The sequence below is a fragment of the Bradyrhizobium sp. CCGE-LA001 genome (assembly GCF_000296215.2).
Lineage (GTDB): Bacteria > Pseudomonadota > Alphaproteobacteria > Rhizobiales > Xanthobacteraceae > Bradyrhizobium.
The window spans coordinates 1130644-1153500 of the sequence record NZ_CP013949.1 but is presented as its reverse complement, the minus strand read 5'-3'; the positions used below and the strand labels follow the sequence as shown (position 1 = coordinate 1153500).

Annotated in this window: 27 protein-coding genes; 7 read left to right on the top strand and 20 right to left on the bottom strand. The window is 63.5% G+C overall.

The genetic code is table 11. The features are described 5' to 3' along the window. Positions 1-26: 26 nt before the first annotated feature. From BCCGELA001_RS05555 to BCCGELA001_RS05515, 9 genes are all read right to left on the bottom strand, one after another. The gene (locus BCCGELA001_RS05555) at positions 27-1046 is read right to left on the bottom strand and encodes a WD40 repeat domain-containing protein (RefSeq protein ID WP_008543746.1); all 1020 of its coding nucleotides are present in this window, start codon (positions 1044-1046) and stop codon (positions 27-29) included. Next, a complete protein-coding gene (locus tag BCCGELA001_RS05550; protein ID WP_008543745.1) occupies positions 1046-2092 on the bottom strand; it encodes a CobW family GTP-binding protein in 1047 nt (348 codons plus the stop codon). The genes BCCGELA001_RS05555 and BCCGELA001_RS05550 overlap by 1 nt, the downstream gene beginning before the upstream one ends. 52 nt (positions 2093-2144) lie before the next feature. Continuing rightward, complete coding sequence (locus tag BCCGELA001_RS05545; protein ID WP_060737501.1) at positions 2145-3008, bottom strand: metal ABC transporter solute-binding protein, Zn/Mn family; 864 nt, start codon at positions 3006-3008, stop codon at positions 2145-2147. A gap of 2 nt (positions 3009-3010) precedes the next feature. Continuing rightward, positions 3011-3880, bottom strand: a complete 870-nt coding sequence (locus tag BCCGELA001_RS05540; RefSeq protein WP_008543735.1) for a metal ABC transporter permease — start codon at positions 3878-3880, stop codon at positions 3011-3013. 6 nt (positions 3881-3886) lie between these two features. Continuing rightward, positions 3887-4642, bottom strand: coding sequence for a metal ABC transporter ATP-binding protein (locus BCCGELA001_RS05535; protein WP_008543734.1), 756 nt, complete (start codon positions 4640-4642; stop codon positions 3887-3889). Positions 4643-4644: 2 nt separating this feature from the next. Continuing rightward, on the bottom strand, positions 4645-4875 hold the full coding sequence (locus BCCGELA001_RS05530; RefSeq protein ID WP_060734789.1) for a hypothetical protein: 231 nt from the start codon (positions 4873-4875) through the stop codon (positions 4645-4647). Positions 4876-4920: 45 nt separating this feature from the next. Continuing rightward, the gene (locus BCCGELA001_RS05525; protein WP_060734788.1) at positions 4921-5421 is read right to left on the bottom strand and encodes a hypothetical protein; all 501 of its coding nucleotides are present in this window, start codon (positions 5419-5421) and stop codon (positions 4921-4923) included. Beyond that, positions 5418-6029 carry a permease gene (locus tag BCCGELA001_RS05520; protein WP_008543723.1) on the bottom strand — a complete coding sequence of 204 codons (612 nt, stop codon included), beginning with the start codon at positions 6027-6029 and terminating at the stop codon, positions 5418-5420. The genes BCCGELA001_RS05525 and BCCGELA001_RS05520 overlap by 4 nt, the downstream gene beginning before the upstream one ends. 260 nt (positions 6030-6289) lie before the next feature. Further along, positions 6290-6886, bottom strand: coding sequence for a superoxide dismutase (locus BCCGELA001_RS05515; RefSeq protein ID WP_008543722.1), 597 nt, complete (start codon positions 6884-6886; stop codon positions 6290-6292). Between the two features lie 245 nt (positions 6887-7131). On the opposite strand from BCCGELA001_RS05515, the gene BCCGELA001_RS05510 reads away from it, so the two are divergent. From BCCGELA001_RS05510 to BCCGELA001_RS05500, 3 genes are all read left to right on the top strand, one after another. After that, positions 7132-7659, top strand: a complete 528-nt coding sequence (locus BCCGELA001_RS05510; RefSeq protein ID WP_008543721.1) for a GNAT family N-acetyltransferase — start codon at positions 7132-7134, stop codon at positions 7657-7659. An 81-nt stretch (positions 7660-7740) separates the two neighbouring features. Then, complete coding sequence (locus BCCGELA001_RS05505; protein WP_060734787.1) at positions 7741-9126, top strand: MATE family efflux transporter; 1386 nt, start codon at positions 7741-7743, stop codon at positions 9124-9126. Positions 9127-9233: 107 nt separating this feature from the next. Beyond that, positions 9234-9668, top strand: coding sequence for a DUF2147 domain-containing protein (locus tag BCCGELA001_RS05500; RefSeq protein ID WP_008543718.1), 435 nt, complete (start codon positions 9234-9236; stop codon positions 9666-9668). Positions 9669-9798: 130 nt separating this feature from the next. Here the strand turns inward: BCCGELA001_RS05500 and BCCGELA001_RS05495 are convergent, their stop codons facing one another. From BCCGELA001_RS05495 to BCCGELA001_RS05455, 10 genes are all read right to left on the bottom strand, one after another. Continuing rightward, positions 9799-10944 (bottom strand): DUF3095 domain-containing protein, encoded by a 1146-nt coding sequence (locus tag BCCGELA001_RS05495; protein ID WP_060734786.1) that lies wholly within the window; start codon positions 10942-10944, stop codon positions 9799-9801. Positions 10945-11146: 202 nt separating this feature from the next. After that, complete coding sequence (locus BCCGELA001_RS38705) at positions 11147-11362, bottom strand: hypothetical protein (RefSeq protein ID WP_008543704.1); 216 nt, start codon at positions 11360-11362, stop codon at positions 11147-11149. A gap of 225 nt (positions 11363-11587) precedes the next feature. Continuing rightward, positions 11588-12310, bottom strand: coding sequence for an SDR family NAD(P)-dependent oxidoreductase (locus BCCGELA001_RS05485; RefSeq protein ID WP_008543702.1), 723 nt, complete (start codon positions 12308-12310; stop codon positions 11588-11590). Continuing rightward, positions 12303-13685, bottom strand: coding sequence for a class I adenylate-forming enzyme family protein (locus tag BCCGELA001_RS05480; protein WP_008543700.1), 1383 nt, complete (start codon positions 13683-13685; stop codon positions 12303-12305). Before BCCGELA001_RS05480 ends, BCCGELA001_RS05485 begins: the two co-directional genes overlap by 8 nt. Next, a complete protein-coding gene (locus tag BCCGELA001_RS05475) occupies positions 13672-13917 on the bottom strand; it encodes an acyl carrier protein (RefSeq protein ID WP_008543699.1) in 246 nt (81 codons plus the stop codon). Before BCCGELA001_RS05475 ends, BCCGELA001_RS05480 begins: the two co-directional genes overlap by 14 nt. A 152-nt stretch (positions 13918-14069) precedes the next feature. Then, positions 14070-15875 carry a long-chain-acyl-CoA synthetase gene (locus BCCGELA001_RS05470; RefSeq protein ID WP_008543698.1) on the bottom strand — a complete coding sequence of 602 codons (1806 nt, stop codon included), beginning with the start codon at positions 15873-15875 and terminating at the stop codon, positions 14070-14072. Between the two features lie 214 nt (positions 15876-16089). Beyond that, positions 16090-16383 (bottom strand): DUF3551 domain-containing protein, encoded by a 294-nt coding sequence (locus BCCGELA001_RS35760; RefSeq protein ID WP_008543697.1) that lies wholly within the window; start codon positions 16381-16383, stop codon positions 16090-16092. Positions 16384-16392: 9 nt separating this feature from the next. After that, on the bottom strand, positions 16393-16674 hold the full coding sequence (locus BCCGELA001_RS05465) for a DUF3551 domain-containing protein (protein WP_008543696.1): 282 nt from the start codon (positions 16672-16674) through the stop codon (positions 16393-16395). A 171-nt stretch (positions 16675-16845) separates the two neighbouring features. Further along, positions 16846-18723 (bottom strand): molecular chaperone HtpG, encoded by a 1878-nt coding sequence (gene htpG, locus BCCGELA001_RS05460; RefSeq protein WP_060734785.1) that lies wholly within the window; start codon positions 18721-18723, stop codon positions 16846-16848. Positions 18724-18844: 121 nt separating this feature from the next. Continuing rightward, entirely contained in the window at positions 18845-19273 is a 429-nt protein-coding gene (locus BCCGELA001_RS05455) for a hypothetical protein (RefSeq protein WP_008543686.1), read from the bottom strand. A 530-nt stretch (positions 19274-19803) separates the two neighbouring features. Here BCCGELA001_RS05455 and BCCGELA001_RS05450 point away from each other — a divergent pair. The 3 genes from BCCGELA001_RS05450 (at position 19804) to BCCGELA001_RS05440 (ending at position 21462) form a co-directional block, all read left to right on the top strand. Next, entirely contained in the window at positions 19804-20130 is a 327-nt protein-coding gene (locus tag BCCGELA001_RS05450; protein WP_008543682.1) for a PadR family transcriptional regulator, read from the top strand. Continuing rightward, entirely contained in the window at positions 20127-20618 is a 492-nt protein-coding gene (locus BCCGELA001_RS05445) for a permease prefix domain 2-containing transporter (RefSeq protein ID WP_008543680.1), read from the top strand. Before BCCGELA001_RS05450 ends, BCCGELA001_RS05445 begins: the two co-directional genes overlap by 4 nt. A 541-nt stretch (positions 20619-21159) precedes the next feature. Beyond that, positions 21160-21462 (top strand): ATP-dependent DNA ligase, encoded by a 303-nt coding sequence (locus BCCGELA001_RS05440; RefSeq protein ID WP_008543678.1) that lies wholly within the window; start codon positions 21160-21162, stop codon positions 21460-21462. On the opposite strand, the gene BCCGELA001_RS35755 is transcribed toward BCCGELA001_RS05440, so the two are convergent. Beyond that, entirely contained in the window at positions 21431-21655 is a 225-nt protein-coding gene (locus BCCGELA001_RS35755; RefSeq protein WP_083543495.1) for a DUF3606 domain-containing protein, read from the bottom strand. The genes BCCGELA001_RS05440 and BCCGELA001_RS35755 overlap by 32 nt on opposite strands. A gap of 99 nt (positions 21656-21754) precedes the next feature. Between BCCGELA001_RS35755 and BCCGELA001_RS05435 the strand changes: the two genes are divergently transcribed. Continuing rightward, entirely contained in the window at positions 21755-22549 is a 795-nt protein-coding gene (locus BCCGELA001_RS05435; protein WP_008543676.1) for a DUF4145 domain-containing protein, read from the top strand. The last annotated feature ends 308 nt before the right edge of the window (positions 22550-22857 follow it).

Sequence of the window (22857 nt, the reverse complement as noted above, 5' to 3'; positions counted from 1 at the left end):
CCCTATACGGTGGGAACCATGACAGATTAAAGCTCCAGCAGGCCGCCGTCCCCACTTTCGTCCGCAAAGGCCAGCAGGGTGCCCTTCGCATTCCAGGCGAGTGCGGCCACCGGCGGGGTGCCGTTGCGGCGGACCAGAATCTCGGCGCCGTCTTCCAACCGCACCATCAGCACGGTGCCGTCGCTGTAACCTGCGGCCAGGATGTCGTTCTTCGGATGGCAGGCAACCACGGATACGCGCGCCTGAAGCGGGGCAAGCATCGCAGGCTCCTTGCCCATCGGGCCGTCCTTGCTGGCGAACGGCCAGATGATGACGGTGTCGGCGCCCGAGGTCGCGAGCCCCTTGCCGCCTGCGCTCCAGGACATCGAGCGGACGCGGCCGGGATAGCCGGTCATGCGCATGTGCCTGTTGTCGGCGAGCCGCCAGCCGTGCAGCGCCGCCTCGTGCATCGTGGTGACCAGGAATTTGTTGTCCGGGCTGAAGGTGACACCGAGATGCGAGCCGGCCCAAGGCAGAAATTCGGCCGAGCCCTCCATGTTCGGAAACCACAGCGTCGCGCCGTTGTAATGCGCGATCGCGAGCCGCAGACCCTTTGGCGCGAAGGCGAGCCCGCCGACGGTCGAGGGCACCTCGAGCGATTTCTCCTCGCTCCTGCCGCTCTTGACGGTCGCGGTCTTGCCGGCCGACCAGGCGAAGGCGCCGTCCGAATGCAGCGCCACCGCGTCGATCCAGCGCCGCTTCGGGTCGGTCGCGAGCAACGTCACCTCGCCCTTGGCGTCGAGCGAGACGACCTTGCCGTCGTCGCCGCCCATGACGATGCGCTTGCCGTCGGAGGCGGTCGAGAGAATGCCGCCGCTGTGCACGGCCACCTTGGTGGTCTCTCCCTGGCTATCGACGAGTGCGACGTTCTCCTCGCCGCCGACGAAGGCGGCGCGGGGACCGAGAAAATGCACCGACGTCACGGCCATGCCGAGTGCCACGGGCTTGACGCGGTCGGTAACGGAGACGATCGAGGCGGAGTCGGGGGCCGGCGTAAACTCTTTCATCACGAAACGATGCAGCTCTCGAAACCCTTGCGGATCGCCTCTTCGGGCAATTCGCGGCCGATGAAGACGAGGCGGCTCTCGCGCGGCTCACCCTCCTTCCACTTCCGCTGGTGGTTGCCCTCCAGCATCATGTGGACGCCCTGGAAGACGTAGCGGTCGTCATCGTCGTGGAAAGCGAGGATGCCCTTGGAGCGCAGGATCTTGCCGCCCTCGACCTGCACCAGATTCTGGAGCCAGGGCATGAACACATTGGGATCGAGCGGCTTGTCGGTCTTCAGCGACAACGATTGCATATCCTCGTCGTGATAGTGCTTCAGGCCATGACCGTGATGATGGTGGTCGTGGTCGTGGCCATGATGGTGATGATCATGGTCATGGTCATGATCGTCGGCCTCCAGGAAATCCGGCTCGATGTCGAGGATGCGGTCGAGGTCGAACGCGCCGCGATCGAGCACGTCGGCCAGTGCCACCGAGCAGCGCTCGGTGCGGTGCAGCTTCGCATAGGGATTGATGCCGCGGATGCGGGCCTCGACCTCGGCGAGCTCGCCCTTGTTGACGAGGTCGGTCTTGTTCAGGACGATGACGTCGGCGAAGGCGATCTGGTTCTTGGCCTCGGGCGCATCCTTGAGCCGGTCGGACAGCCATTTGGCGTCGGCGACCGTGACCACGGCGTCGAGCCGGGCGTTCTTCTGCACGTCCTCGTCGACGAAGAAGGTCTGGGCGACTGGCGCGGGATCGGCGAGGCCGGTGGTCTCGACGATGATGGCGTCGAACTTGCCCTTGCGCTTCATCAGGCCGTCCATGATGCGGACGAGGTCGCCGCGCACGGTGCAGCAGATGCAGCCGTTGTTCATCTCGAACACTTCTTCATCGGCGCCGATGATGAGATCGTTATCGATGCCGATCTCGCCGAATTCGTTGACGATGACAGCGTATTTCTTGCCGTGATTCTCCGACAGGATGCGGTTCAAGAGCGTGGTCTTGCCGGCGCCGAGATAGCCGGTCAGCACGGTCACGGGAATCTTCTGGGAAGTCGCTTCAGACATAAGAACTCCGACATCAGGCTTGTTCGCGCGACGCGAGGCGGGTGGCCCTGCCCTATTGGTCAAGCGCGCTGGTCAGGGCCTTTATATTGTGCCTGACCATGTCAATGTAAGTGGGTGCAGGCCCCTTTTCGCCGGTCAAACCGTCCGAAATCAGGGTCCCGCCGACCTTGGCGCCGGTCTCGGCCGCGATTCGCCGGATCAGCCGGTCGTCGCTGATATTCTCCAGGAACACGGCCGGGATTTTCTGCACCTTGATCTGGCCGATGATGGCGGCGATGTCGCGCGCGCTGGGTTCGGTCTCCGTAGAGACGCCCAGGGGGGCGATGAACTGGATACCGTATTCGGCGGAAAAATAGCCGAAGGCGTCGTGGGTGGAGATCACCTTGCGCCGCTCGGTTGGGATTTTCGCCACGGCATCGCGGACCTCGCGATCGAGCGAGTCGAGCTTTTCCAGATAGGCCTTGGCCTGGGCGCGGAAAACATCCGCATCGTCCGGAGCGGCCGCGGCGAGCGCATTGGCGATGTCGGTGACGTAGACCTTGGTGTTCGGGATGGACTGCCAGGCGTGGGGATCTGCGGCCGCGCCTAATTTCAGCGGCGTGATGCCGGCGCTCGCAGTCACGACCTTCGCCTTGCTGCCCGCGGACTGCACGAGGCGCGGCAGCCAGCCTTCGAGGCCGAGCCCGTTGACGATGACGAGCTTGGCAGCCGCGACGCGCTTCGCATCGGCGGGGGCCGGCGTGTAGACGTGGACGTCGCTGTCGGCGCCGACCAGCGTGGTCAGATTGACCCTGTCACCACCGACATTGCGGACGAAATCGGCCAGGATCGAGAAGCTCGCAACGACGTTGAGCCGCTCGGCGGCATGCAGCGGCGAGGCGATCACCAACAGCGCACAAAGCAGGATGAGCCGCATCGTCATGCTTCCAGATGCCGGCCGGGAAACAATTGCCGGACAATACCGCCGATGCGGCCGAACAACACGGAGGCCATGTAGATCACCGTCGCCACGAGAATGATCGCCGGGCCCGAGGGCACACGGGTCTGGAACGACAGCACGAGACCGGCATAGCCCGAGATCGCGGCGGCGACGACCGCGATGCAGATCATGGCGGTGAGATCGCGCGACCAGAACCGGGCAATGCCAGCCGGCAGGATCATGAGACCCACCGCAAGCAGCGTGCCGAGCGCCTGGAAGCCGTTGACGAGGTTGATGACGACGAGCGCGAGGAAGGCGAGATGCGCTGGCCCGCCGGCGCGGCTGACGGTGCGGAGGAACAGGGGATCGACGCTCTCGATCACCAGCGGACGGTAGATCACCGCGAGCACCAGCAGCGTCACCGTGGCGTTGAAGGCCACGACAAGCAGCGTCTGGTCGTCCATCGCGAGGATGTTGCCGAACAGCACATGCAACAGGTCGATATTGGTGCCCTTGATCGAGACAATGGTGACGCCGAGCGCCAGCGAGGCCAGGTAGAAGGTGGCCAGCGAAGCGTCTTCCTTCAGCCCCGTCGAACGCGCCACCACGCCGGCGAGGATCGCGACCGCGAAGCCGGCGATCAGGCCGCCGGCCGTCATCGCGAACAGATTAAGGCCGGAGAGCAGAAAGCCGACCGCAGCGCCCGGCAGGATCGCGTGCGCCATGGCGTCACCGACGAGGCTCATCCGCCGCAGCATCAGGAACACGCCGATCGGCGCGCCCGCCAGCGCGAGCGCGATCACGGCAGCGAGCGCCCGCCGCATGAACTCGAATTCGGTGAAGGGACCGATCAGCGCGTCATAGATCATTTGAGGTCACGCTGCCTGCGAACGCCCGTCGTCGGCCGCGCAGGCCGCCGCGCTGTCGTCGAAGGCCTCGCACATCCGCATCGCCACCAGCAGATTCTCCGGCGTCAGCACCTCGTCCGTTGGTCCCCACGCCACGGGACCGCGCGCCAGCACCAGCGTCTCGCTGAAATGGGTGCGCACCATCTCCATGTCGTGCAGGGCGGCCAGCACGGTGCGGCCCTCGGCGTGCCAATTCTTCACCAGCGCGAGCAGGTCGGTCGTGGTCTTGCTGTCGATGGCGTTGAAGGGCTCGTCGAGCACGATCAGGCTGGCGTCCTGGAGCAGCACCCGCGCGAACAGCACGCGTTGCATCTGGCCGCCGGAGAGCGTGCCGATCGGGCGGTTCTCGAAGCCGTTGAGGCCGACCGCGGCGATCGCGCGCAAAATCTTCTCGCGCGCGGCCTTGCCTATGCCGCCGAACAGGCCGGTCCCGCGCCACAACCCGGTGCCGACGAAATCGAACACCGAGATCGGGAAGCTGCGGTCGATCTCCGCGCTCTGCGGCAGATAGGCGATGTCCCTGCTGTCGAGCCCGCCGAGATGGATGCTGCCGTCGAGCGGCTTGAGGATGCCGACGATGCCGCGCAGCAGCGTCGACTTGCCTGCGCCGTTCGGACCGATCACGGCGACCAGCGCGCCGGATGCGACCTCGCCGTTGAGGTGGTGCACGGCCGGATGCCGGTCATAGCCGAGCGTGACGTTGTGGAAGTGCAGCGCCGCCATGGTCACCTCATCGCCAGGAAGACCATGGCCCAGAGCACGGCGCAGACGGCGAGCGCGGCCGCAAGGCGCCCCGCCATGGTCATGCGCAGGATCGACCAGGGTGCCGCTTGGGCCGGATGCGGTGACGCCGCATCATGGACATGGGCATGGGTGTGGTCGTGCCCGTGCGCGTGGCCGTGGGAATGACCATGAACGTGGTCGTGATGATGGGCGTGGGACGCGGCGGGAACCATTTCGAGACGTTATATTATAACATTTCGTCTGTCCACGCCTTGGGCTCAGGGCTTTCCGATCAGCATAGCGATCGCGGCCGCCACGAACGGAAATGGCACCGACACGGCGCAGCGGAACCAGACGAACCGGGCCGGCATGAACGGGATCTCCCACAAGATGACCCGCTGGAAGGCGAACAGGGCCCAAGCGACGACATACGCAACCACCTGGGGCACTCCGCCGCCGGCCTTCAGCGCCACCGTGCCGATGGAGAAGCCGATGACGGGGCCGCCGGGGGTGGCGGCACCGGCGACAACGGCAGAGGCGACTCCGAGCCAGCCGCTGTCTGGGCCAAGCCAGCCGGTGATCACCTCCTGCGGGATGATGGCGGCGATGTAGCCGGAGCCGATCACCCCGAGCGCGATCCGCGGCACGATGTTGACGAAGTCCATTGCGCCTTCGCGCAGCGAGGCCACGAACACGGCAGACCCGCGCCGGAAGGCGATCAGACCGACCCCGAGCACCGAGCCCCACAACAGCATGTCGATGAGAAGCGCTGCGCTCACAACTCATCGTCCTTGGCGGCGGGCTTCGGGTACATCCTGACATAGACGAAGCGGCCGAGCGCGCCGGCGAGCACCGGCAGCGGCAGCGAGATCAGGATCCGCCACAGCGTGAAATCGGTGCCCATGATCGGGATTTCCCAGGCCACCGCCCGGCCGTAGCCGATCAGGGTCCAACTCACGACCATGGCGATGGTGGCGCCGAAATCGGCACCGACCGCGAGCAGCGCGCTCGCCACCGGATAGGCAGTGAAGGGACCGCCCGGCAAGATCGCGCCGAAGGCAGTGCCGATCAGCAGGCCCATCAGGCCCGATTTCGGCCCGAGCGAGCGCGAGACCTTCTCGTGCGGCAGGATCTCCGAGATGAGAGCGCCGAGCAGGCAACCGGCCAGCACGCGCGGCAGGATGCCTGAGAACAGCGAGAGGTCGTGGGTGAGAATGTCGAGAACACCGTCGGTGCCGTCACGCCGCCAGACCAGACCGGCGCTCACCGCCACCAGGACCGCGATGATGATGGTGGACCAGCCGACCGGCTTGCGCACGCGCCCCGGCCGCGGCTCGGCGTCGACGTCGTCGGCAGGCGCCGGGTCTTTCGGGGAAGGTTCTGACACCGGGCTCGGATCGGATCGCGGGGATGCCCGTCCTGATTAAGGGCGGCGTTCCCCCGATGCAAACGATACGATGACAGAGCCGTGCGCGCATCGTGCAGGGCAATTCCGCACAGCAAAAAGGCGGCCGCTGATGCGACCGCCTCGATCCTGTCATTCCGGGGCGCACGAAGTGCGAACTCTGGTGCGCCGTTGCGCACCTGAGAATCTCGAGATCCCGGGTTCGATGCTTCGCATCGCCCCGGGATCACTGAGTGTTTGGCTTACGCCTTGTCGAACAGGGACTCGACGTATTCCCAGTTCACGAGGTTCTCAACGAACGCCTTGAGATAGTCCGGACGGCGGTTGCGATAGTCGATGTAGTAGGAGTGCTCCCAGACGTCGACGCCGAGGATCGGAGTGGCGCCGTGCACCAGCGGATTCTCGCCGTTCGGGGTCTTGGAGATTTCGAGCTTGCCATTCTTGACCTGGAGCCAGGCCCAGCCGGAGCCGAACTGGCCGACACCGGCCGCCTGGAAGTCGGTCTTGAACTTCTCGAAGCCGCCGAGGTCCTCGTTGATCTTCTTCTCGAGCTTGCCCGGCAGCTTCGTGCCGCCGCCATTGGGCTTCATCCAGCTCCAAAAGTGGATGTGGTTGTAGTGCTGGCCGGCATTGTTGAACACCGCGGGGTTCTTGCCGAACGAGCCCTTGACGATCTCTTCAAGGGACTTGCCTTCCCATTCGGTCCCCTTGAGCGCGTTGTTGCCGTTGGTGACGTAGGCCTGATGATGCTTGTCGTGGTGATATTCCAGCGTCTCCTTCGACATATACTGGCCGAGGGCGTCATAGGCGTAAGGGAGTGGGGGCAGCGTAAAGGTCATGGGTTCTTGTCCGCAACTGGTGGGGAACGAGTTCTAACGGTCACCCCTTATAGAAGGTTCCGCGGCCGTTAAATACCGTCAATTTGCGAAAACGCGTGATGCGACCGCTTGGCACGATTGCAAATAATCCGGCGGAGGCCGCGGACGATCGCCCGGGCCGGCTGCACGTCGCAAAATATCATTGCCTTTGAAGCGGTTATGACAGAACGAATGCACCGCGAACCGAAGATGCGAGAGACCGAGCAATGAGCATCGAAATCGACATCCTGAACGGCGACGCCTCGTGGCCGATTGCAAAACCCCTGCTCAACGCGGTCTGGAGCCAGGACGCCGCGGAGAAGCCGGCCTGGTCTCACGTCAAATGGGCCAATGCCGATCTGCGCGTGCTGATCGAGACGCCCGAGGACGGCCTCGTGTGCCATGTCGGCATCTATTTCCGCACCGTCACCTGGAATGGGCAGAAGGTCCATATCGGCGGCATCGGCGGGGTCTGCACGCGCGAGGACCGGCGCGGCCGCGGCTATGCGACCCTGGCGATCGACGCGGCGGTGCATACCATTCGCGCCAACGAGGCCGCCCGCTTCGCGCTGCTGTTCTGCGAACCACACAATTTTTCGTTCTACGAGACCCGGAGCTGGCTGCCCTTCAAGGGCGAGGTCTATTGCGAGCAGCCGGAAGGGCGGATCCGCTTCACTTACATGGCGCCCTACGTCTTCAACATCGTCCGCGCGCCGACGCTGGGCACCATCGACCTATGCGGCCTGCCCTGGTGAGCCCTGCGTGAGCGAGGGCTGCGCCGGCCGCCCTGCGTCCTATAATATGTCGATCATCATCTAACATTCCGCCCGGTGAACATGACGATCGACGCCCCCCTAGACGCCGTCCCGCCGCGTGCCCCGGTCGCCTCCCCCATTGCGAGCCTGCTGACCGCGCCGATCCTGCCGACGCTGCTGCGGCTCGCGATTCCCAACATGATCGCGATGGTCGGCAGCACGCTGGTATCGATCGCCGAGACCTCCTATATCGGCCGGCTGGGGACCATCCCGCTCGCCGCGATCGCGCTGGTGTTTCCGTTCGCGATGCTGACACAGATGATGAGCGCGGGCGCGATGGGCGGCGGGGTCTCGTCAGCGATCAGCCGCGCGCTCGGCGCAGGCGATCGCGACCGCGCCGCGACGCTGGCACTGCATGCTGCCATCATCGGCCTCTGCGGCGGGCTGTTCTTCACGGTGATGATGCTGGTCTTCGGCCGCTCCTTCTTCGCTCTGCTCGGCGGCCGCGACCGCGTGCTCGAGGAGGCCAGCGGCTATTCGCAGGTGCTGTTCTCCGGTGCGGTCGCGATCTGGCTCGTCAACACGCTGGCCTCGGTGATCCGTGGCACCGGCGACATGCGCCTGCCGTCGATGACGCTGATCGGCGCGAGCGTGCTCCAGGTCGTGCTCGGCGGCACGCTGGGGCTCGGCCTGTTCGGCATGCCGCAATTCGGCATGCCGGGTGTCGCAAGCGGCCAGCTCATCGCGTTCAGCTGCGCCGCGATCTTCTTCCTCTGGTATCTCCTATCCGGCCGCAGCCGGTTGCAGCTCGATGTCCGTGCCTTCCATTTCGAACGCGCGATGTTCCTGGACATTCTCAAGGTCGGCGCATTGGCCTGCCTGTCGCCACTCCAGACCGTGCTCACCATTCTGATCTTCACGAAGATCCTCGCGACCTTCGGCACCGAGATGCTGGCCGGCTACGGCATCGGCTCGCGGCTCGAATTTCTGCTGATCCCGATCACCTTCGCCTTCGGCATCGCCTCGGTGCCGATGGTCGGCGTCGCGATCGGCGCAGGCCATCTGAAGCGCGCGCGGCGCGTGGCCTGGACTGCGGCGGCAGCCTCGGGATTGACCGTCGGCCTGATCGGCCTCGTCGTCGCGCTGGACCCGTCGCTATGGGTCGCGCTGTTCACGCGCGATCCCGGCGTCACCGCGGCCGCCCACAGCTATTTCCACTGGGCCGGTCCGGCCTTCGTGTTCTTCGGCATCGGCGTGTCGCTCTATTTCTCCTCGCAAGGCGCGGCGCGCGTCGGCGGACCCGTGCTTGCTTCGACGGCGCGCCTGCTGATCGTCGCTGTCGGCGGGATCGGTCTCATGATGGCGCAGGCGCCGGCCTGGACCTTGTTCGCGCTGGTCGGCGGCGCCATGGTCGTGTTCGGTCTTTTGACGGCCGGCTCGGTCGCGTTCGCGCGCTGGGGCAAATGAGCGCAGGCAGATAAGCAAGCAAGTAAACGCAGGAATGTGATTCCCACCAGCGTTGCACTATCCTCCCGGGCTGATATGGAGGCGCCGTCTTTTTTCGGGGGTTCTCCATGTTCAGCAGATTCGCGATTCCCGTCGTCATCCTGGCTGCGCTGCTCGGCGTAACCAGCGCGCAGGCGCAAAGCGCCGACGGGACCTGGCTCACCCAGGCCGGCGATGCGCGCGTCAAGATCAACAAATGCGGCGACGGAATCTGTGGCCACATCGTCTGGCTGCGCGAGCCCTATGACACCGCGACCGGTCAGCCAGCCACCGACAGCAAGAATCCCAATCCTGCGCTCGCCAGGCGTCCGATGATCGGCCTGCCATTGTTCAACGGCATGCAGCCGTCAGCTCCGAACAAATGGTCAGGCCAGATCTACAACGCCGATGACGGCAGCAGCTATGCGAGCAGCATCACGGTGACGTCGGCGGATTCGTTGCGCGTCGAAGGCTGCGTCGGCGCGCTCTGCGGCGGCGAAACCTGGACGCGCGCAGGACGGTGACAGTCTTCGTGTCCTGGACGCGCTGCGGCACGCAGTGACGCGGCGCAGAGCCGGGACCCACACTGCCATGGGACCCCGCTCTGCAGCGCGCCGTTTCACGCTGCGCTGCGTCCGGGGCACGAGAGCCCTTTCACGCCATCATCGCCTTCAGCGCCGTCGCGGCCGAGGCGTAGCCGCCTCGCGCGCCGTCGATGAAGTGCACGTGATCGCTGCGCAGCGCCGATGGCGTGAAGCACGTCATCATCGCCGCGTCCTGCCGATGGAGGCCATAGCGCACGACGCCGTCGCGCGCGGCCGCCGCGAGCCTATCGCCCAGCGCGCGTTCGAGCTCCGGCGTACAATCGAGGATCATGCGCAATCCGTCGTCATACTTCCTGAAGTCCGAGTTCTCGACCACCTGTCGCTTGTAGACTTCAGGCACGAAGCCCCCGACCTTGAGGTCGAAACGCATGATCAGATAGACGAACAGCGTATAGGCCAGCACACTGGCACGGCGCGCAAGCAGTGAGCCGCCGCGCCGGGTGCGGGCCTCATAATCCAGCCCTTGCGGCGGCCATTTCAGCGGCGGCCCCTGCGGCGGCACCGGGCGGCCGCCATCCGGGCTGCGCTCGACGAGATGGATGATGTCCTCGATCACTTTGCGGAAGGCCGGCGGATCGTCGCCACGTGCCGGCATCACCAGCACCGACAGGATCAAGCCACGTGAGGCCGGCATCACCTCGAAACGGCAGGACAGGCCGGAGAGGTCGGGCTGCGTGCCGCCGGGGGCTTCAGTCAGCGCGAACTCGCCGCGCTTCATGGCGGCATCGGCCCAGGCGAGGCCGCCGCCGGAGAACATCGCATAGGACAAATTGGCCGACGGACCGAAGCGCGCGACGCGCACGTCGAGGCCCTGCGCGCGGATGGCGCTGACCGGCACCAGAGCGACGCGCATCTTCAGATCGAGATCCTCCCGCACCCAGGTCGCGGTCGCCGCCAGCGCCTCCCGGGCAAACTCGACATCGTCAGGCGCAACCGCAAAGCTCGCGCCGTCGCCACCGAACACGAAGGGGAATTCGCGCCCCTGCAAGGCGTTCGTCACCGCCGCGATCACGGCGGCGCCGGCCATGTTGACTGCCTTGTACCGCTGCGCCGCGATGGCCTTGGTCGAATCGACGATGTCGGCAACGCCGATGCTCCAATCGTCCGGGAGCGGCGAATACAGCACAGGGTCCATCAGGCTGGTGAAGCCGCGGAAGACCGGAATGCCGCCGTAGAAGGATTCGCTCGATGTCATCGGGTGATGCCGGATGGTTGAGATGGCACTTTGCAAGACAGATACGTGGCAGGATGGACCCGGGTTCGCCGGCTTCCGCGATGCCCCGATCATTGGCCGAGAAAAAGCCGGACAACAAGCCCGCATGCCCGTGCAATGCCGCACAAGCCGCCGGAATTGTCACATGAACGAATTGACTGGGAGAAGCCCGGAGCCCAAGCGCCTAATGCAGCTTCTCGTCCTGGCGCTTGCGCACCGCTGAGGCCGGGACATCATGACATCCGACCAACCGCACGAACTGCTGCGGATACATCTCATGGCCGTGAGCACCGGAATTCTGATGCGACATCGGCTGACAATGGACATCGTCCGGCCTCGCGCGCGATTGCTCTGCTGACGTCCGGCCCAGGTTCGAAGCGGTCATGTTTGGCATGGCCATGGACTGCTCCCTGTCGATTAGGGCAGACCGATTGACGTAACCCAATCGATTGCGGGGCATCTTACGACCAAATCCGGCTGAATGTCATTGCGCCGGATCAACCAATTGTCGCGACCGGGGTTCCGCAAAAGCGTTTTCGAGCGAAGTGGACACCGGTTCGCGTGAAGAAAACGCGTCAAAACAAGAATCTAGAGCTTCGGTTCTGATTCAATCAGCACCGAAGCTCTAAGCCGTATTCCCCGCGTCGATCGTAAACACGGTGCCGGTGACGTTGCGGCCTCCCTCGCCGAGCAGATATTCCACCATGCGTGCGACGTCATCGGTTTCCGGCAGACGGCGCAGCGCGCTGCGGCTGGCGATGCGCTTGCGTCCCTCGTCGGAGAGATTGTGCGTCAGTTCGGTGTCGATGAAGCCCGGCGCGATCGCGTTCACGGTGATCCCGAGCTTGCCGACCTCGCGCGCGAGCGAGCGGGTGAAGCCGGTGGCTGCGGCCTTGGTCGCACCGTAGACGGAGAGGCCATTATAGCCGGTGGTGGCGATGATCGAGGAGATGTTGATGATGCGGCCTGCGCCGTCCGCCATCATCTGTCGCGCGACATATTTGGTGAGGATGATCGGCGAGAGCACGTTGAGCTGCACCAGCGCCTCGATCTCGGAATTGTGCATGGTGGCGAGCAGGCCCTCGGTGCCGAGGCCGGCATTGTTGACGAGGCCGTAGATCGGGCCGAACTCGTCGCGGACCAGCTTTGCGAAGGCCGGGATCGCGTCGATCACCGCAAGGTCGCAGGCGCGGAAATGCAGGCGTCCTTCGGAGACGGCGACCGCCGCCTTGAGCTCCTCGCTCTCGCGTCGCGCGGCCGCAATCACGTTGAAGCCGGCAGCGACGAGGCGCCTTGCGATCGCAAGGCCAATGCCGCGGCTGCCGCCGGTGACGAGAACATTATGCATCGGTGCGCGCCAGTTTGCCGGCCGGGGTGACGTCGAGAGCCTCGACGAAGCGGATCACGGCCGGCACCTTGTGCGAGGCGAGCTGCGCGCGGCACTGATCCAGGATCTGGTCACGGATCTCCTTCGCACGCGCCGGGTCGCAGCCGTCGGCGAGAATGACGTCGGCGACGACAATGCCGCCGGTGATCGGGCTGCGGCGGGATTTGGCCCGCGACATCCGCACATCGGGATGGCGATTGATCACCGCCTCGATCTCTTCGGGGTGAACCTTCAGCCCGCCGATATTGATGATGCCGCCGCGGCGGCCGACGAAATAATAGCGATCACCGCGCAGCTCGACAATATCGCCGCTGTCGACGAAGCCATCGTCGTCAGTGAGTGCGGCGGCGTTGCGGCCGATGTAAGCGTGGGCCGTGCGCGTCGAGCGGATGCGCAGCGAGCCGTCGACGACTTTCATCTCGACACCATTGCGGCTGCCGAGATAACTGGCCGGAAAACCCTCCAACCCGTCATTGACGGCGAAGCCCACGCCGGCCTCGGTCGAGGCATAGGCATGACCGACCGAGGCATCGGGGAATGCGGCTTTCAGGCCGTCGAGGACCGCCTGGTCGGCGATCTCGCCGGAGAGACGGACGTAGCTAGGGGTGAACTGGGCGGCCGAGCCGCTCATCAGGAGCTTGCGCCAGTGCGAGGGCGTGCCGGAGATGTGCGAGACGCCGCGCGCATTCAGCCTTGCGACGTGATCGGCCAGCGCCTCATGCGGGTCCGACAGCACCATGGAGCCGCCGGAGAGAATGGCGCGGAGGAAGATTTGCAGGCCGCCATAGCGGCGGATGTCGTAGAACGTCGCCCACACCGGCGCAGGTCCGCGCGCGGGGCCTTCGGCGACAATCGCGCCGGTGAGCGCTTCCAGCGTATGGCCGGCGATTTTTGGTACGCCCGACGTGCCCGACGTTAGCATCAGCCATTCGGTGGCCCGCTCGGTCCTGACCGGTACGGCCGCTTCGAGCGGCAATTTCGCGGTGACCACCAGCGGCACGCCGATCCCGGTCCAGCGATCGGCCCCGTCAGTGACGACGGCATCGATCGCGGCATCCGCGATCAACGCGTCGAGATGCGCAGGATTGAGATCGGGCGGACACAGCAGGATGCGACGGGCGATGCCGTCGAGCTCGATCATGGCAAGGCCTGACCGGAGCTGGTCGGACAGCTTGAGCAGCACGGCGCGGCCCGCGAGTTCGTGCAGACGCCCACCCAGAACCGTGTGCGACAGGACGTCCGTCAGCGACACCACATGGTGCGCATCCGAGAGCGTGCGGCCCTTCAGCTCAGCGCCGAGATGGTCGCGAAGCGCAAAGATCTCACGCGGGGACATTTTCGTAGGCCCGCACGAAATCGCCTACGGTGGCGGGGAACGCTGCGTCCTCGGAAATGGTGAAGGGGTCGACGCCGGTCTCGTCCTCGAGACGCGCGACCAGGATCGCGAAGGCGAGCGAGTCGAAGCCGGTCTCATGCAGAGACAGATCGTCCGAGAGCGCGGGAAGCGTGACGTGCTGCTCCTTGGCGATCTGCTGGATCGCGTCAATGACCTTAGACCTTACCGACATGGCTGGCTCGCTTGTTGTTATCGCTTGTTGTTATCGCTTGTTGCGGCGGCTCTTGCTGACCGCCTCCCATGGCGGCCTGTTTACCCGACAGAAGTAAATGGCTTCTTGGACAATTCAGATAAAATTGGACCTGTCTGCTGATTTCGCGAGGCTTACAGCCTGATCGTGCCGTCATTGATACGGGCATAGGCCTCGCTGTCGAGCGCGACATACGCCCCGGATTTCGGATCGAGCATGAACAGCGGCTCCGTTATTGCGGCCGGATCGAAGCCCTCGCGTGCGAGCCCTCCCTTCTTCTGCTTGAAGGTCTCGGTCGCATCGATCTCGTGGGAGATGCGGATGAAAACGGGACGCGCATAGGCCGGCAGACGCTGCGCGAGATGGGCGGGCAGCGCGGCGATGTCGAAGCCTTCGTTGACGACGATGGCGCTCATGCCGGCGCGGCCGTCGGTGCCGGCGATGCTGACGCCGTAGGTGGTGGCGTCGACCACGCCGGTGAAGTCGCGCACGGCGTCATTCACCTCCGAGGTCGCGACGTTCTCGCCCTTCCAGCGGAAGGTATCGCCGATGCGATCGACAAAATGGAAAAAGCCCTTGTCGTCGAGCCGCATCAGGTCGCCGGTGCGAAACCATGCATCACCCCGGGCGAAGACATCGCGCAAAATCTTCTTCTCGGTCTCGCCTGCGTCGGTATAGCCCTCGAAACGCCCGCCGCCCTCATCGGCGGTGCCGATGCGGCCGATCGCTTCGCCGGCCTCGCCGCGGGCGCAGGCGATGCAAAAGCCCTCTTCGTTGCGTAGCGGCACGCCGCTGTCGGGGGCGAGCTTGACCAGGCTTGCCGGAAAACGATGCGCCAGCAGCGGCGGAATGCGGCCGATCGCACCGGGCTGGCCCTCCACGTTGAACAGCGAAAAATTGCCTTCGGTGGCCGCGTAGAATTCGAGGATGCGGGGAATGGCAAAGCGCGCCTGAAAATCCTCCCAGATGTCGCCGCGCAGACCGTTGCCGCAGACGAGCCGCAGGCGATGCCGGTTCTCATATTCCGACGGCGGCGCCTTGAGCAGATAGCGGCAGAGCTCGCCGATATACTGGAACAGGGTGCAGTCGTGCCGGTCGATGTCGGACCAGAAATGCGACGCCGAAAACTTTTCCGCAATCACCACCGAGCCGCCGGCGGCAAGCATGCTGCATGGCGCGACGATGCCGCCGACCGAGTGGAACAGCGGCAGACAGTCGTAAAGCCGGTCCTGAGGCGTCGCGCCGGTGAGACCGGCGAACCAGAAGCCCCAGTTGAGGATGCGGCGGTGACTGATGCTGGCGGCTTTCGGCAAGCCGGTGGTACCCGATGTGTAGATCAGCAGGGCGCGGTCGCTGATCGTGACATCGCCGCGCTCGTCCGGCGAAAGAGAGGCATCGTCGAGCGCCGCCAGCGCAACGTCAATGGCGCGTTCGCTGCGGGCATCGCCATGGCTCCAGACCTTTGCCTGCGTCTTCAAATGCGGCGCTGCGCCGTCGAGCATCTCCGCCAGTTCACAGGCGACGATGATGTGCGACGGCTTCGCGACGTCGATGCAATGCGCGAGCGATGGCCCCACCAGCTTGGTGTTGAGCAGCGCGACAACGCCCCCGACCCGGCTGATGCCGAGCCAGGCTGCGACATAGTCGATGCCGTTCGGCATGATCAGGGCAACGGTGTCTCCCTTGGCCACGCCGACCGAGCGCGCCCAGCGCGCATAGCGATTGATCCGCTTCGACAAGCCTTCGTAGTCAAGCATGGCAGCGTCGGTGACGAGCGCCGCGCGGTCGGGCTGGCGTCGCGCCCAATCCTCGACGACGTCGGCAAACAGGCGGCCCGGCAGCGTCTCGATCCGCGCAGTGAGCTCGATCGCCTTCAGCCAGATCTTCGACGCCGACGGCGCGCGCGCGGCTTTCGCTTGCTCGATGACACCGGTGGTCATGCCGTTATTCTCTTGGGGCCGTGGCTGCTGGTCCCAAGCTTAGCCCGCACCGCCCTGCCCAGGTGTTAAGGGGCAGGGTAAAAGCCGCTTAGCGCGCGATTAACGCTAGTCATTCCTTACCAAGCCGCCGGCGTCGCAAGACGGCCGGCACAAAGCGGGCGGAACTTGTCGGGATCAGCAGTGACGTCAAGTGGAAGCGCCGATCCGTCCGGTGCTAGCCGGTTCGCCTGTGACGCAAACGCTGCGGCGGCGCGTTGACGGGGTAGTACGGATTGAGATCACAGATCGCGGCGCGCCCCCACGCGGTGGCGCGGCACTGCGGGATGGATGTGAAGGAGCAATCGTACCACTCCCCGCCACCGCCATTCGCGCCGGAATAAACGTGCATGCAGACGGGGTAACGGGGATCGAAAGTCTGCGCATGCGAGGGCGCAATCACGAGCGAGGCGCCGACGGCGAGGAGCAGGCCGAGGGAAGCTCGCGGCGAGAGGATCCGAGGAAAGCGCATCGCGGACCGCTAGTACTGTTGCTTCTGCCGCTTGCGCGGACGCGGCGGGGGCTGGTCGAAGGCGTAATAGGGGTTCAGGTCGCAGCTCGCAGAGCGGCCCGACGCCGTGGCCCGGCACTGCGGGATCGAGGTAAACGAACAATCATAATAGTCGCCGCCGCCACCGCCGAAGCCGCCGGGCGTGTAGACATGCATGCACACGGGGTAACGCGGATCGTAGGTCTGGGCGCTGGCGTCGGCCGCGACGAACAACGTGACAATCGCGGTGAGGGTCAGGATCGGCAAGCGCATGGAGAAATCCTCGCATCGGTCACGGCGCCGGCACGGATGCCGACTGCCTCCTATGGCATAACACCACGCTGGAGGCGACTGTTCCTAGGTACAGATGACGGCAAGGTGAGTGCGGCGATCTCGCAACGCACTCACCGTCGCCATGGCCGAGCTTGACGACCGAACCAGCGGCTACGCGCCGAGCCCTTGCAACACGAGCCGGTTCAGCCTCGCGGCGAACGCCGCCGGGTCTTCCGGCAATTCCCCGTCCAGGATCTGCGCCTGTTCGAGCAGGAGCAGGCTAAGATCGTCGACGGCCTTGGAGCCGGCCGGCGCCTTGGTGATCGCACCCACCATCGGATGGCGCAGATTGATCTCGAGGATCGGCTTGGTCTTCATGCCGCGGTTCTGCTGCGCCAGGATGCGCTCCAGCTCGCGGCTCGGCCCCTGGCTGTCGGCGACCAGGCAGGAGGCGGAGCTGGTCAGGCGCGTCGAGGCCTTGACGTCGCTGACGCGCTCGCCGAGCGCGGCCTTGATCACCGCGATGGTGGCGGCTTCATCGGCCTCCGGCTCGTCCTTCTTCGCCTCGTCCTTGTCGTCGAGGCGCGGGATCAAATCGAGGTTGAGATCGCCTTGGCTCAGTGACTTCAGCGGCTTGCCGTCGAACTCCGAGGGCATCGAGGTCCAGAAGGCATCGACGGGATCGGACAGCAGCAGCACCTCGATGCCGCGCGCGGTCGCGGCTTCCAGCCGCGGATTGGATTTCAACCGCTCGATGCTGTCCCCGACGAGATAGTAGATCTCGGTCTGGTTCGGCTTGAAATCGGCGATCACCTGCTTGAGCGACCGCTTCTCGCCCGACGTCGTGGTGAAGCGCGACAGCGCCAGCAGCTTTTCGCGACGCTCGAAATCCTCGTAGATGCCCTCCTTCAGCACCGCGCCGAAGGCATCCCAGATCTTGACGAAATTGTCGGGATCCTTCTCGGCGAGGCTTTCGAGCTCGGACACGACGCGGGTCGCCACCGCCTTGCGGATCTGCGCCAGCTGCGGATTGTTCTGCAGCATCTCGCGGGAGATGTTGAGGGGAAGATCCTCGCTGTCGACCACGCCGCGGATGAAGCGCAGATAGCCCGGCAAGAGATCTGCATCGTCGGTGATGAAGACGCGGCGGACGTAGAGCTTGACCCGTCCCTTGCGGTTCGGCTCGAACAGGTCGAACGGCTTGGCAGACGGCGCGAACAGCAGCACGGCGTAGGAATAGCGGCCCTCGGCGCGATAATGCAGCGTCATGGCGGGATCGTCGAAGGCCGTCGCGATCTGCTGATAGGCTTTCTTGTAGTCCTCCGCCGTCAGCTCGCTCTTCGAGCGCTGCCACAGCGCGCTGGCCGAATTGATCTGGCGCGGCTCGCCCTCTTCCGGCACGAGCTCGATGGGAAACAGGATGTTGTCGGAATAGGCCCCGACGATGCGCTCGATCTCGTAGGTTTCGAGATATTTCTTGGCGTCGTCCTTCAGATGCAGGACGATCTCGGTGCCGCGCGTCACGCGCGCAGCGTCCTCGTCGCCGGCGCGGGCGATCTCGAAGCCGGAGCCGCCTTGGGAGCTCCAGGTCCAGACGTCGCTCTCGCCGGCGCGACGGCTGATCACGACGATCTTCTCGGCGACCATGAAGGCGGAATAGAAGCCGACGCCGAACTGGCCGATCAGGCCGAGGCCGTCCTTTGCTTCCTTCAGCTTCGATACGAAGGCCTTGGTGCCGGAGCGGGCAATGGTGCCGAGATGGTCGATCAGCTCCTGCCGCTCCATGCCGATGCCGTTGTCGGCGATCGTGAGCGTCTTGGCCGTCTTGTTCGGGATGATGCGGATCTTGAGCGCCTCGCCCTCGCCGAGCAGGTCCGGACGGGCGATCGCCTCATAGCGCAGCTTGTCGCAGGCGTCCGAGGCATTGGAGACGAGTTCGCGCAGGAAAATATCGGTCTCCGAATAAACGGAGTGCACCATGAGGTGCAAAAGCTCGGAAACCTCGGCCTGGAATGGCTGCGTATGCACAGCCGTGTCTGACGTCGTCATGCGTTTACCCGGTCAAAACGAAGGGGAAGAAACCCGGGATATAACGCGAAGGGACAGGGGATCAAGTGGACGCGAACGATCGCCCTCGGGGGAGGGCGATCTATCCGGCGTCCTGTGCGGATCAGGTGACGCAGCGGCCGGGCTGGAGCAGTTTCGCGACCTCGGTCAGGGAGCTGACCATCGGCTCGCAGGCGATCGTCGGCTTGCTGCGGTTCTTCTTCTGCGTCTGGTTCTGGAGCAGCACGGGCTGCTTGGCATTGCCGGTCTCGATCACCGCGGGGACCCGCAGCAGCACCGACGTGTCTGCGAGGTCGTTCAGCCGCATTGACACGGTCCGGGTGGGAACGGGCGCTTGCTTGATCTCGGCAAGGCGGTCGGACTTGCCGGTGCGATTGATATTATGGCTCGGGGTCAGGTTCGAGCTGTGGCTGGGTATATCGGCGACGGCCTGCCAGCGGTTGGCCAGATCGTGGCCGGAGGCCAATTGCACCGCGCCGAGCGTCGCAGCAATCGCGACGGCGCCTAAAAATACCTTTTGAATCTGTGACATGGCTGTCGATCCCTCGCCCCATGGCGATCGGGGGAACAACGCGGCCGTAGGACGGGGGGTTCTCGGTGATTACGATCACTTAACCGTGTGCGAAAAATGCCCAGCCTCAGCAAAATATTTCGGAGGAGATGGAACGACTTTCGGGGCCGGGAGTCGTCTCAGCAGCCGGCTATTCCCCCCTGCCCCATAAGCCGGCGACGTAGGGCGCGACTGTGGTGATGCCAGTCGCGCCTTACTTTTTTCTACATATAACCAATAACTTAGTGGCGTATCGCGCAACCGTCCCTAACCACGTCCCTAACAGACGCGGGTAATCCAACGCATTTCCCGCCACTGCTCGATTCGCCGCTCCTTCGTGACTGATGCAGTTAGGAGGAAGGCTCCCCTACACTCACGGTGCCCGATTTGTAGTGGATATCTTCCAAAGTTCGGAAGATTGACGGCGCTTGTTTCTTCTATATACTAGAAGATACCGGTGGAGGTAGCCGGACAACAAGCAAAATAAGCAAACAGGCCAGAGAAAGCGAAACATGAGCGATACTCTCAAGCAGACGGAGCAGGTCGTAATGCTCGCAATTTTGCGTAAGCAGCCCGACGCGTATGGGGTCTCCATCTACGAGGAACTGGAAAAGCGTCTGAACAAAGCAGTTCCGATGGCGACGATCTATGCGACTCTCGAAACCCTCGAAAAGAAGGGCTTTGTCAAAAGCAAGCAAGGCCAGGCGACCGCTGAACGCGGTGGCCGGGCAAAGATGTTCTTTGAAATAACCGGCAAGGGGCAAATGGCCTTAAATGCATCGCTCTCCGCGTTGGACCGGTTGCGCGAAGGGACCAAACTGGCAGGAGCCATGGCGTGACTGACAAGAACGGGGACGACGACAAAAATATCGATCTCCCAAATTTGCGCAGCAAGTTCGTGAATCTGGGATTCGTGACAGCCTACGAACTTAAAGTGTCAAAGGTGGCCCTCGAGACTCTCTTTGTTCAAAGAGAAATAGAATCAGCACGGAAGGAGTACGTGAAGCTTCGCGCCACCATAAAAGAAGCCGAAGAAAAGTTGGAAAAAGCCGCAGAGCAAATCGCGGCTGAGCGTTCGTCGTCTCCGCCAAGGTTGGCCAAATTCATGGTCGCACTCCTCGCACCTGAAAGCTCTGCTCAAGCACAGCTTGGTGATTATGAGGAGATGTTTGCAAAGAATGTAGCCCGTATCGGAGTTAAGAAAGCCAGACAATACTATTGGCTACAGGTCTCCGCTTCTCTTCGCCCTTTGGCTTGGGCTTGGATCAAGAGGATGAGTTTTGTGACTCTCGTGGTCGACTACGTGCGTTCGAAATTGGGCCTCTAGGTCGATCCGCAGTGGACTGTGCACAATCCTCCGGCCCGACACTCGCCGCCATCCACAGTGCTACGCGACCGAGAACACCAACGTTGTCTTGAGCGCCAAGCCAGGCTCGCGTGCCCGCTTCACAATTTGCGCGCACAACTTCTTGGCTTCCTCTTCGATGAACGGCCAGCCTTCCCGCTGGAAAATCAAAAATGCGCCCTATGTGAGTCGCCATGCGATGGCGATCCAGTTCCAGCGTACGCCCCGCTTCCGGCTTCATTGAGCCCTGCGTTCCAACCGTAGCGAAGGCGGCACCGGTGGGGCCGGATTGGGTCTACGAAATCAAACACGATGGCTACCGGCTCATGGTGTGAAAGCACGAGGGCCGCGTGCGCGTCTAGACCCGCCGCGGCGCCGATTGGACGGACCGCTACCCGCGCAATTGTCCAAGCCGCCCGCGCAATCAAGGCAACGTCCTTCCTGCTAGACGGCGAAGGCATCGTGTACGACGGGAAGGGCATGCCCAACTTCGAGTCTTCACTCCCGCGACTACGACCGCGAAGTGTCGCTAGTTGCCTTTGACCTTCTCGAATACGAAGGGACGGAGGTCCGCCGGCAACCGCTGTTTGGGCGGAAATTCTTGCTCGCCGATCTACTGCACAAGGTGATGGACGGAATAGAATTCAACGACCACCTAGAGGAAACCGGCCCGCTGATCTTCAAGCATGCTTGCAAGCTTGGACACGAAGGCATCGTGGCGAAGCGAAAAGACCTGCCCTATGTATCGGGCAGGTCTGGCCGTTGGCTCAAAATCAAAGATCCGGATAGCCCCGCTATGAAGCGGATCGCCGAAGAGACTTTCTAGCCCTCTTGCGCTTAAGCGTCTTCTCGACTCGCTTGCGGCTACTGCCAACCTTCTTCACCGCCTTCTTTACCGACTTCTTAGAGCGACCCGACTTCTTTGCTTCGTATCGCACTTCATAGTCTTGACCACCCGCGACGCGCGCCCGATCTTGCTTGCGCCCGCGCGCCGTTTTCTTTTTGGCCTTCTTCGCCATTCCACAGTCCTCCGTTGCCCCGCGATCAACGCGCAAGATTCTTGCGAGTTCCGTTTGCACAACGTAGGCTTGCGCCGCCACTCACACGGAGCAATTTCGATGCCGCCCAAGGAGGTAACGCCGCAACTAGGGCTTGACTCTTTTTCGTGCCCACACTGCAACGCCCTAGCTCAACAGCATTGGTTTGATGTCCTCGTCAAACAGCTACAGCGAGACAAAAAGCCCGTAGTCTACGAATCTGAAACGGTTGCCGCCTTAGATTATAAAAAGGCGTTCGGGGATGAAGACGACCAGAAGCAATGGCTCAAATTCCGAGCGCGTTTCGAAAAGAACGACGTAACCCATGAAATCATCCGCTATGGCACCAACACCGATTGGCAAATGGTGAACGTCAATTTGAGCCTTTGCCATAGCTGCGGAGGTTGGGCTTTCTGGATCAAGGGCAAAGTGGCTTGGCCGGCCTTCGCAGTGAAGATTGAACCGCACCCCGACCTGCCCGGTGACATAAAAGAAGACTTCGTGGAGGCATCTACAATAGCCGAAGCCTCGCCCCGAGGTTCGGCAGCATTATCGCGCCTCATTGTCCAAAAGCTAATGTCCCATTTTGGCGGCCAAGGGAAAGACATCAACTCCAACATAGCGCACCTAGTCAAAAACGGTCTTGAGCCCGAAATCCAAATGGCCTTGGACATCGTGAGAGTCACTGGCAATAACGCAGTTCACCCCGGCGAGCTTGCCTTAAAAGAAGACGTTGGGACCGCATTGGCGCTTCTGCAACTTATCAACCTTGTCGTTGAAAGACGCATTGCCACTCAAAAGCGCATTCAAGAGATGTTCAGAAACCTGCCGCCGGGTGCCTTAGAGGCAATCAAGAAACGGGACGGCGTAACCTGAATCCGCGCGCACCCCTAACCTTCCGCAGCACATCGCACGCGATCAGTGCCCACAGCAAAGCCAGGGTGAGCGGGTCTAATAGGCGAATCCACCGGGGCCGCCTGCGAGGCCGCCGGTAGATCACGCCCGAAACTTCCCGGCCCAAAACGTCAGGATTTGGCGAGCGCCGTTTAAGAAGGTCCCGATGTACGAGATGCTATGCGCGCCCGGTCCCTTCATGTACGGGAAGCGCGTGGAGCACGCGCCGGCCGACAATGTGTCGTCCATCCACGTTGCTTGATGGTCGTGCGCCTTGTTGGCGGGGCGCC

What these genes read in the sequence shown, in the direction of transcription:
- BCCGELA001_RS05555 (WP_008543746.1), bottom strand. Translation starts at nt 1,046, where the DNA reads ATGAAAGAGTTTACGCCGGCCCCCGACTCCGCCTCGATCGTCTCCGTT.
- BCCGELA001_RS05550 (WP_008543745.1), bottom strand. Translation starts at nt 2,092, where the DNA reads ATGTCTGAAGCGACTTCCCAGAAGATTCCCGTGACCGTGCTGACCGGC.
- BCCGELA001_RS05545 (WP_060737501.1), bottom strand. Translation starts at nt 3,008, where the DNA reads ATGCGGCTCATCCTGCTTTGTGCGCTGTTGGTGATCGCCTCGCCGCTG.
- BCCGELA001_RS05540 (WP_008543735.1), bottom strand. Translation starts at nt 3,880, where the DNA reads ATGATCTATGACGCGCTGATCGGTCCCTTCACCGAATTCGAGTTCATG.
- BCCGELA001_RS05535 (WP_008543734.1), bottom strand. Translation starts at nt 4,642, where the DNA reads ATGGCGGCGCTGCACTTCCACAACGTCACGCTCGGCTATGACCGGCAT.
- BCCGELA001_RS05530 (WP_060734789.1), bottom strand. Translation starts at nt 4,875, where the DNA reads ATGGTTCCCGCCGCGTCCCACGCCCATCATCACGACCACGTTCATGGT.
- BCCGELA001_RS05515 (WP_008543722.1), bottom strand. Translation starts at nt 6,886, where the DNA reads ATGACCTTTACGCTGCCCCCACTCCCTTACGCCTATGACGCCCTCGGC.
- BCCGELA001_RS05510 (WP_008543721.1), top strand. Translation starts at nt 7,132, where the DNA reads ATGAGCATCGAAATCGACATCCTGAACGGCGACGCCTCGTGGCCGATT.
- BCCGELA001_RS05505 (WP_060734787.1), top strand. Translation starts at nt 7,741, where the DNA reads ATGACGATCGACGCCCCCCTAGACGCCGTCCCGCCGCGTGCCCCGGTC.
- BCCGELA001_RS05500 (WP_008543718.1), top strand. Translation starts at nt 9,234, where the DNA reads ATGTTCAGCAGATTCGCGATTCCCGTCGTCATCCTGGCTGCGCTGCTC.
- BCCGELA001_RS05495 (WP_060734786.1), bottom strand. Translation starts at nt 10,944, where the DNA reads ATGACATCGAGCGAATCCTTCTACGGCGGCATTCCGGTCTTCCGCGGC.
- BCCGELA001_RS38705 (WP_008543704.1), bottom strand. Translation starts at nt 11,362, where the DNA reads ATGGCCATGCCAAACATGACCGCTTCGAACCTGGGCCGGACGTCAGCA.
- BCCGELA001_RS05485 (WP_008543702.1), bottom strand. Translation starts at nt 12,310, where the DNA reads ATGCATAATGTTCTCGTCACCGGCGGCAGCCGCGGCATTGGCCTTGCG.
- BCCGELA001_RS05480 (WP_008543700.1), bottom strand. Translation starts at nt 13,685, where the DNA reads ATGTCCCCGCGTGAGATCTTTGCGCTTCGCGACCATCTCGGCGCTGAG.
- BCCGELA001_RS05475 (WP_008543699.1), bottom strand. Translation starts at nt 13,917, where the DNA reads ATGTCGGTAAGGTCTAAGGTCATTGACGCGATCCAGCAGATCGCCAAG.
- BCCGELA001_RS05470 (WP_008543698.1), bottom strand. Translation starts at nt 15,875, where the DNA reads ATGACCACCGGTGTCATCGAGCAAGCGAAAGCCGCGCGCGCGCCGTCG.
- BCCGELA001_RS35760 (WP_008543697.1), bottom strand. Translation starts at nt 16,383, where the DNA reads ATGCGCTTTCCTCGGATCCTCTCGCCGCGAGCTTCCCTCGGCCTGCTC.
- BCCGELA001_RS05465 (WP_008543696.1), bottom strand. Translation starts at nt 16,674, where the DNA reads ATGCGCTTGCCGATCCTGACCCTCACCGCGATTGTCACGTTGTTCGTC.
- htpG (WP_060734785.1), bottom strand. Translation starts at nt 18,723, where the DNA reads ATGACGACGTCAGACACGGCTGTGCATACGCAGCCATTCCAGGCCGAG.
- BCCGELA001_RS05455 (WP_008543686.1), bottom strand. Translation starts at nt 19,273, where the DNA reads ATGTCACAGATTCAAAAGGTATTTTTAGGCGCCGTCGCGATTGCTGCG.
- BCCGELA001_RS05450 (WP_008543682.1), top strand. Translation starts at nt 19,804, where the DNA reads ATGAGCGATACTCTCAAGCAGACGGAGCAGGTCGTAATGCTCGCAATT.
- BCCGELA001_RS35755 (WP_083543495.1), bottom strand. Translation starts at nt 21,655, where the DNA reads ATGGCGAAGAAGGCCAAAAAGAAAACGGCGCGCGGGCGCAAGCAAGAT.
- BCCGELA001_RS05435 (WP_008543676.1), top strand. Translation starts at nt 21,755, where the DNA reads ATGCCGCCCAAGGAGGTAACGCCGCAACTAGGGCTTGACTCTTTTTCG.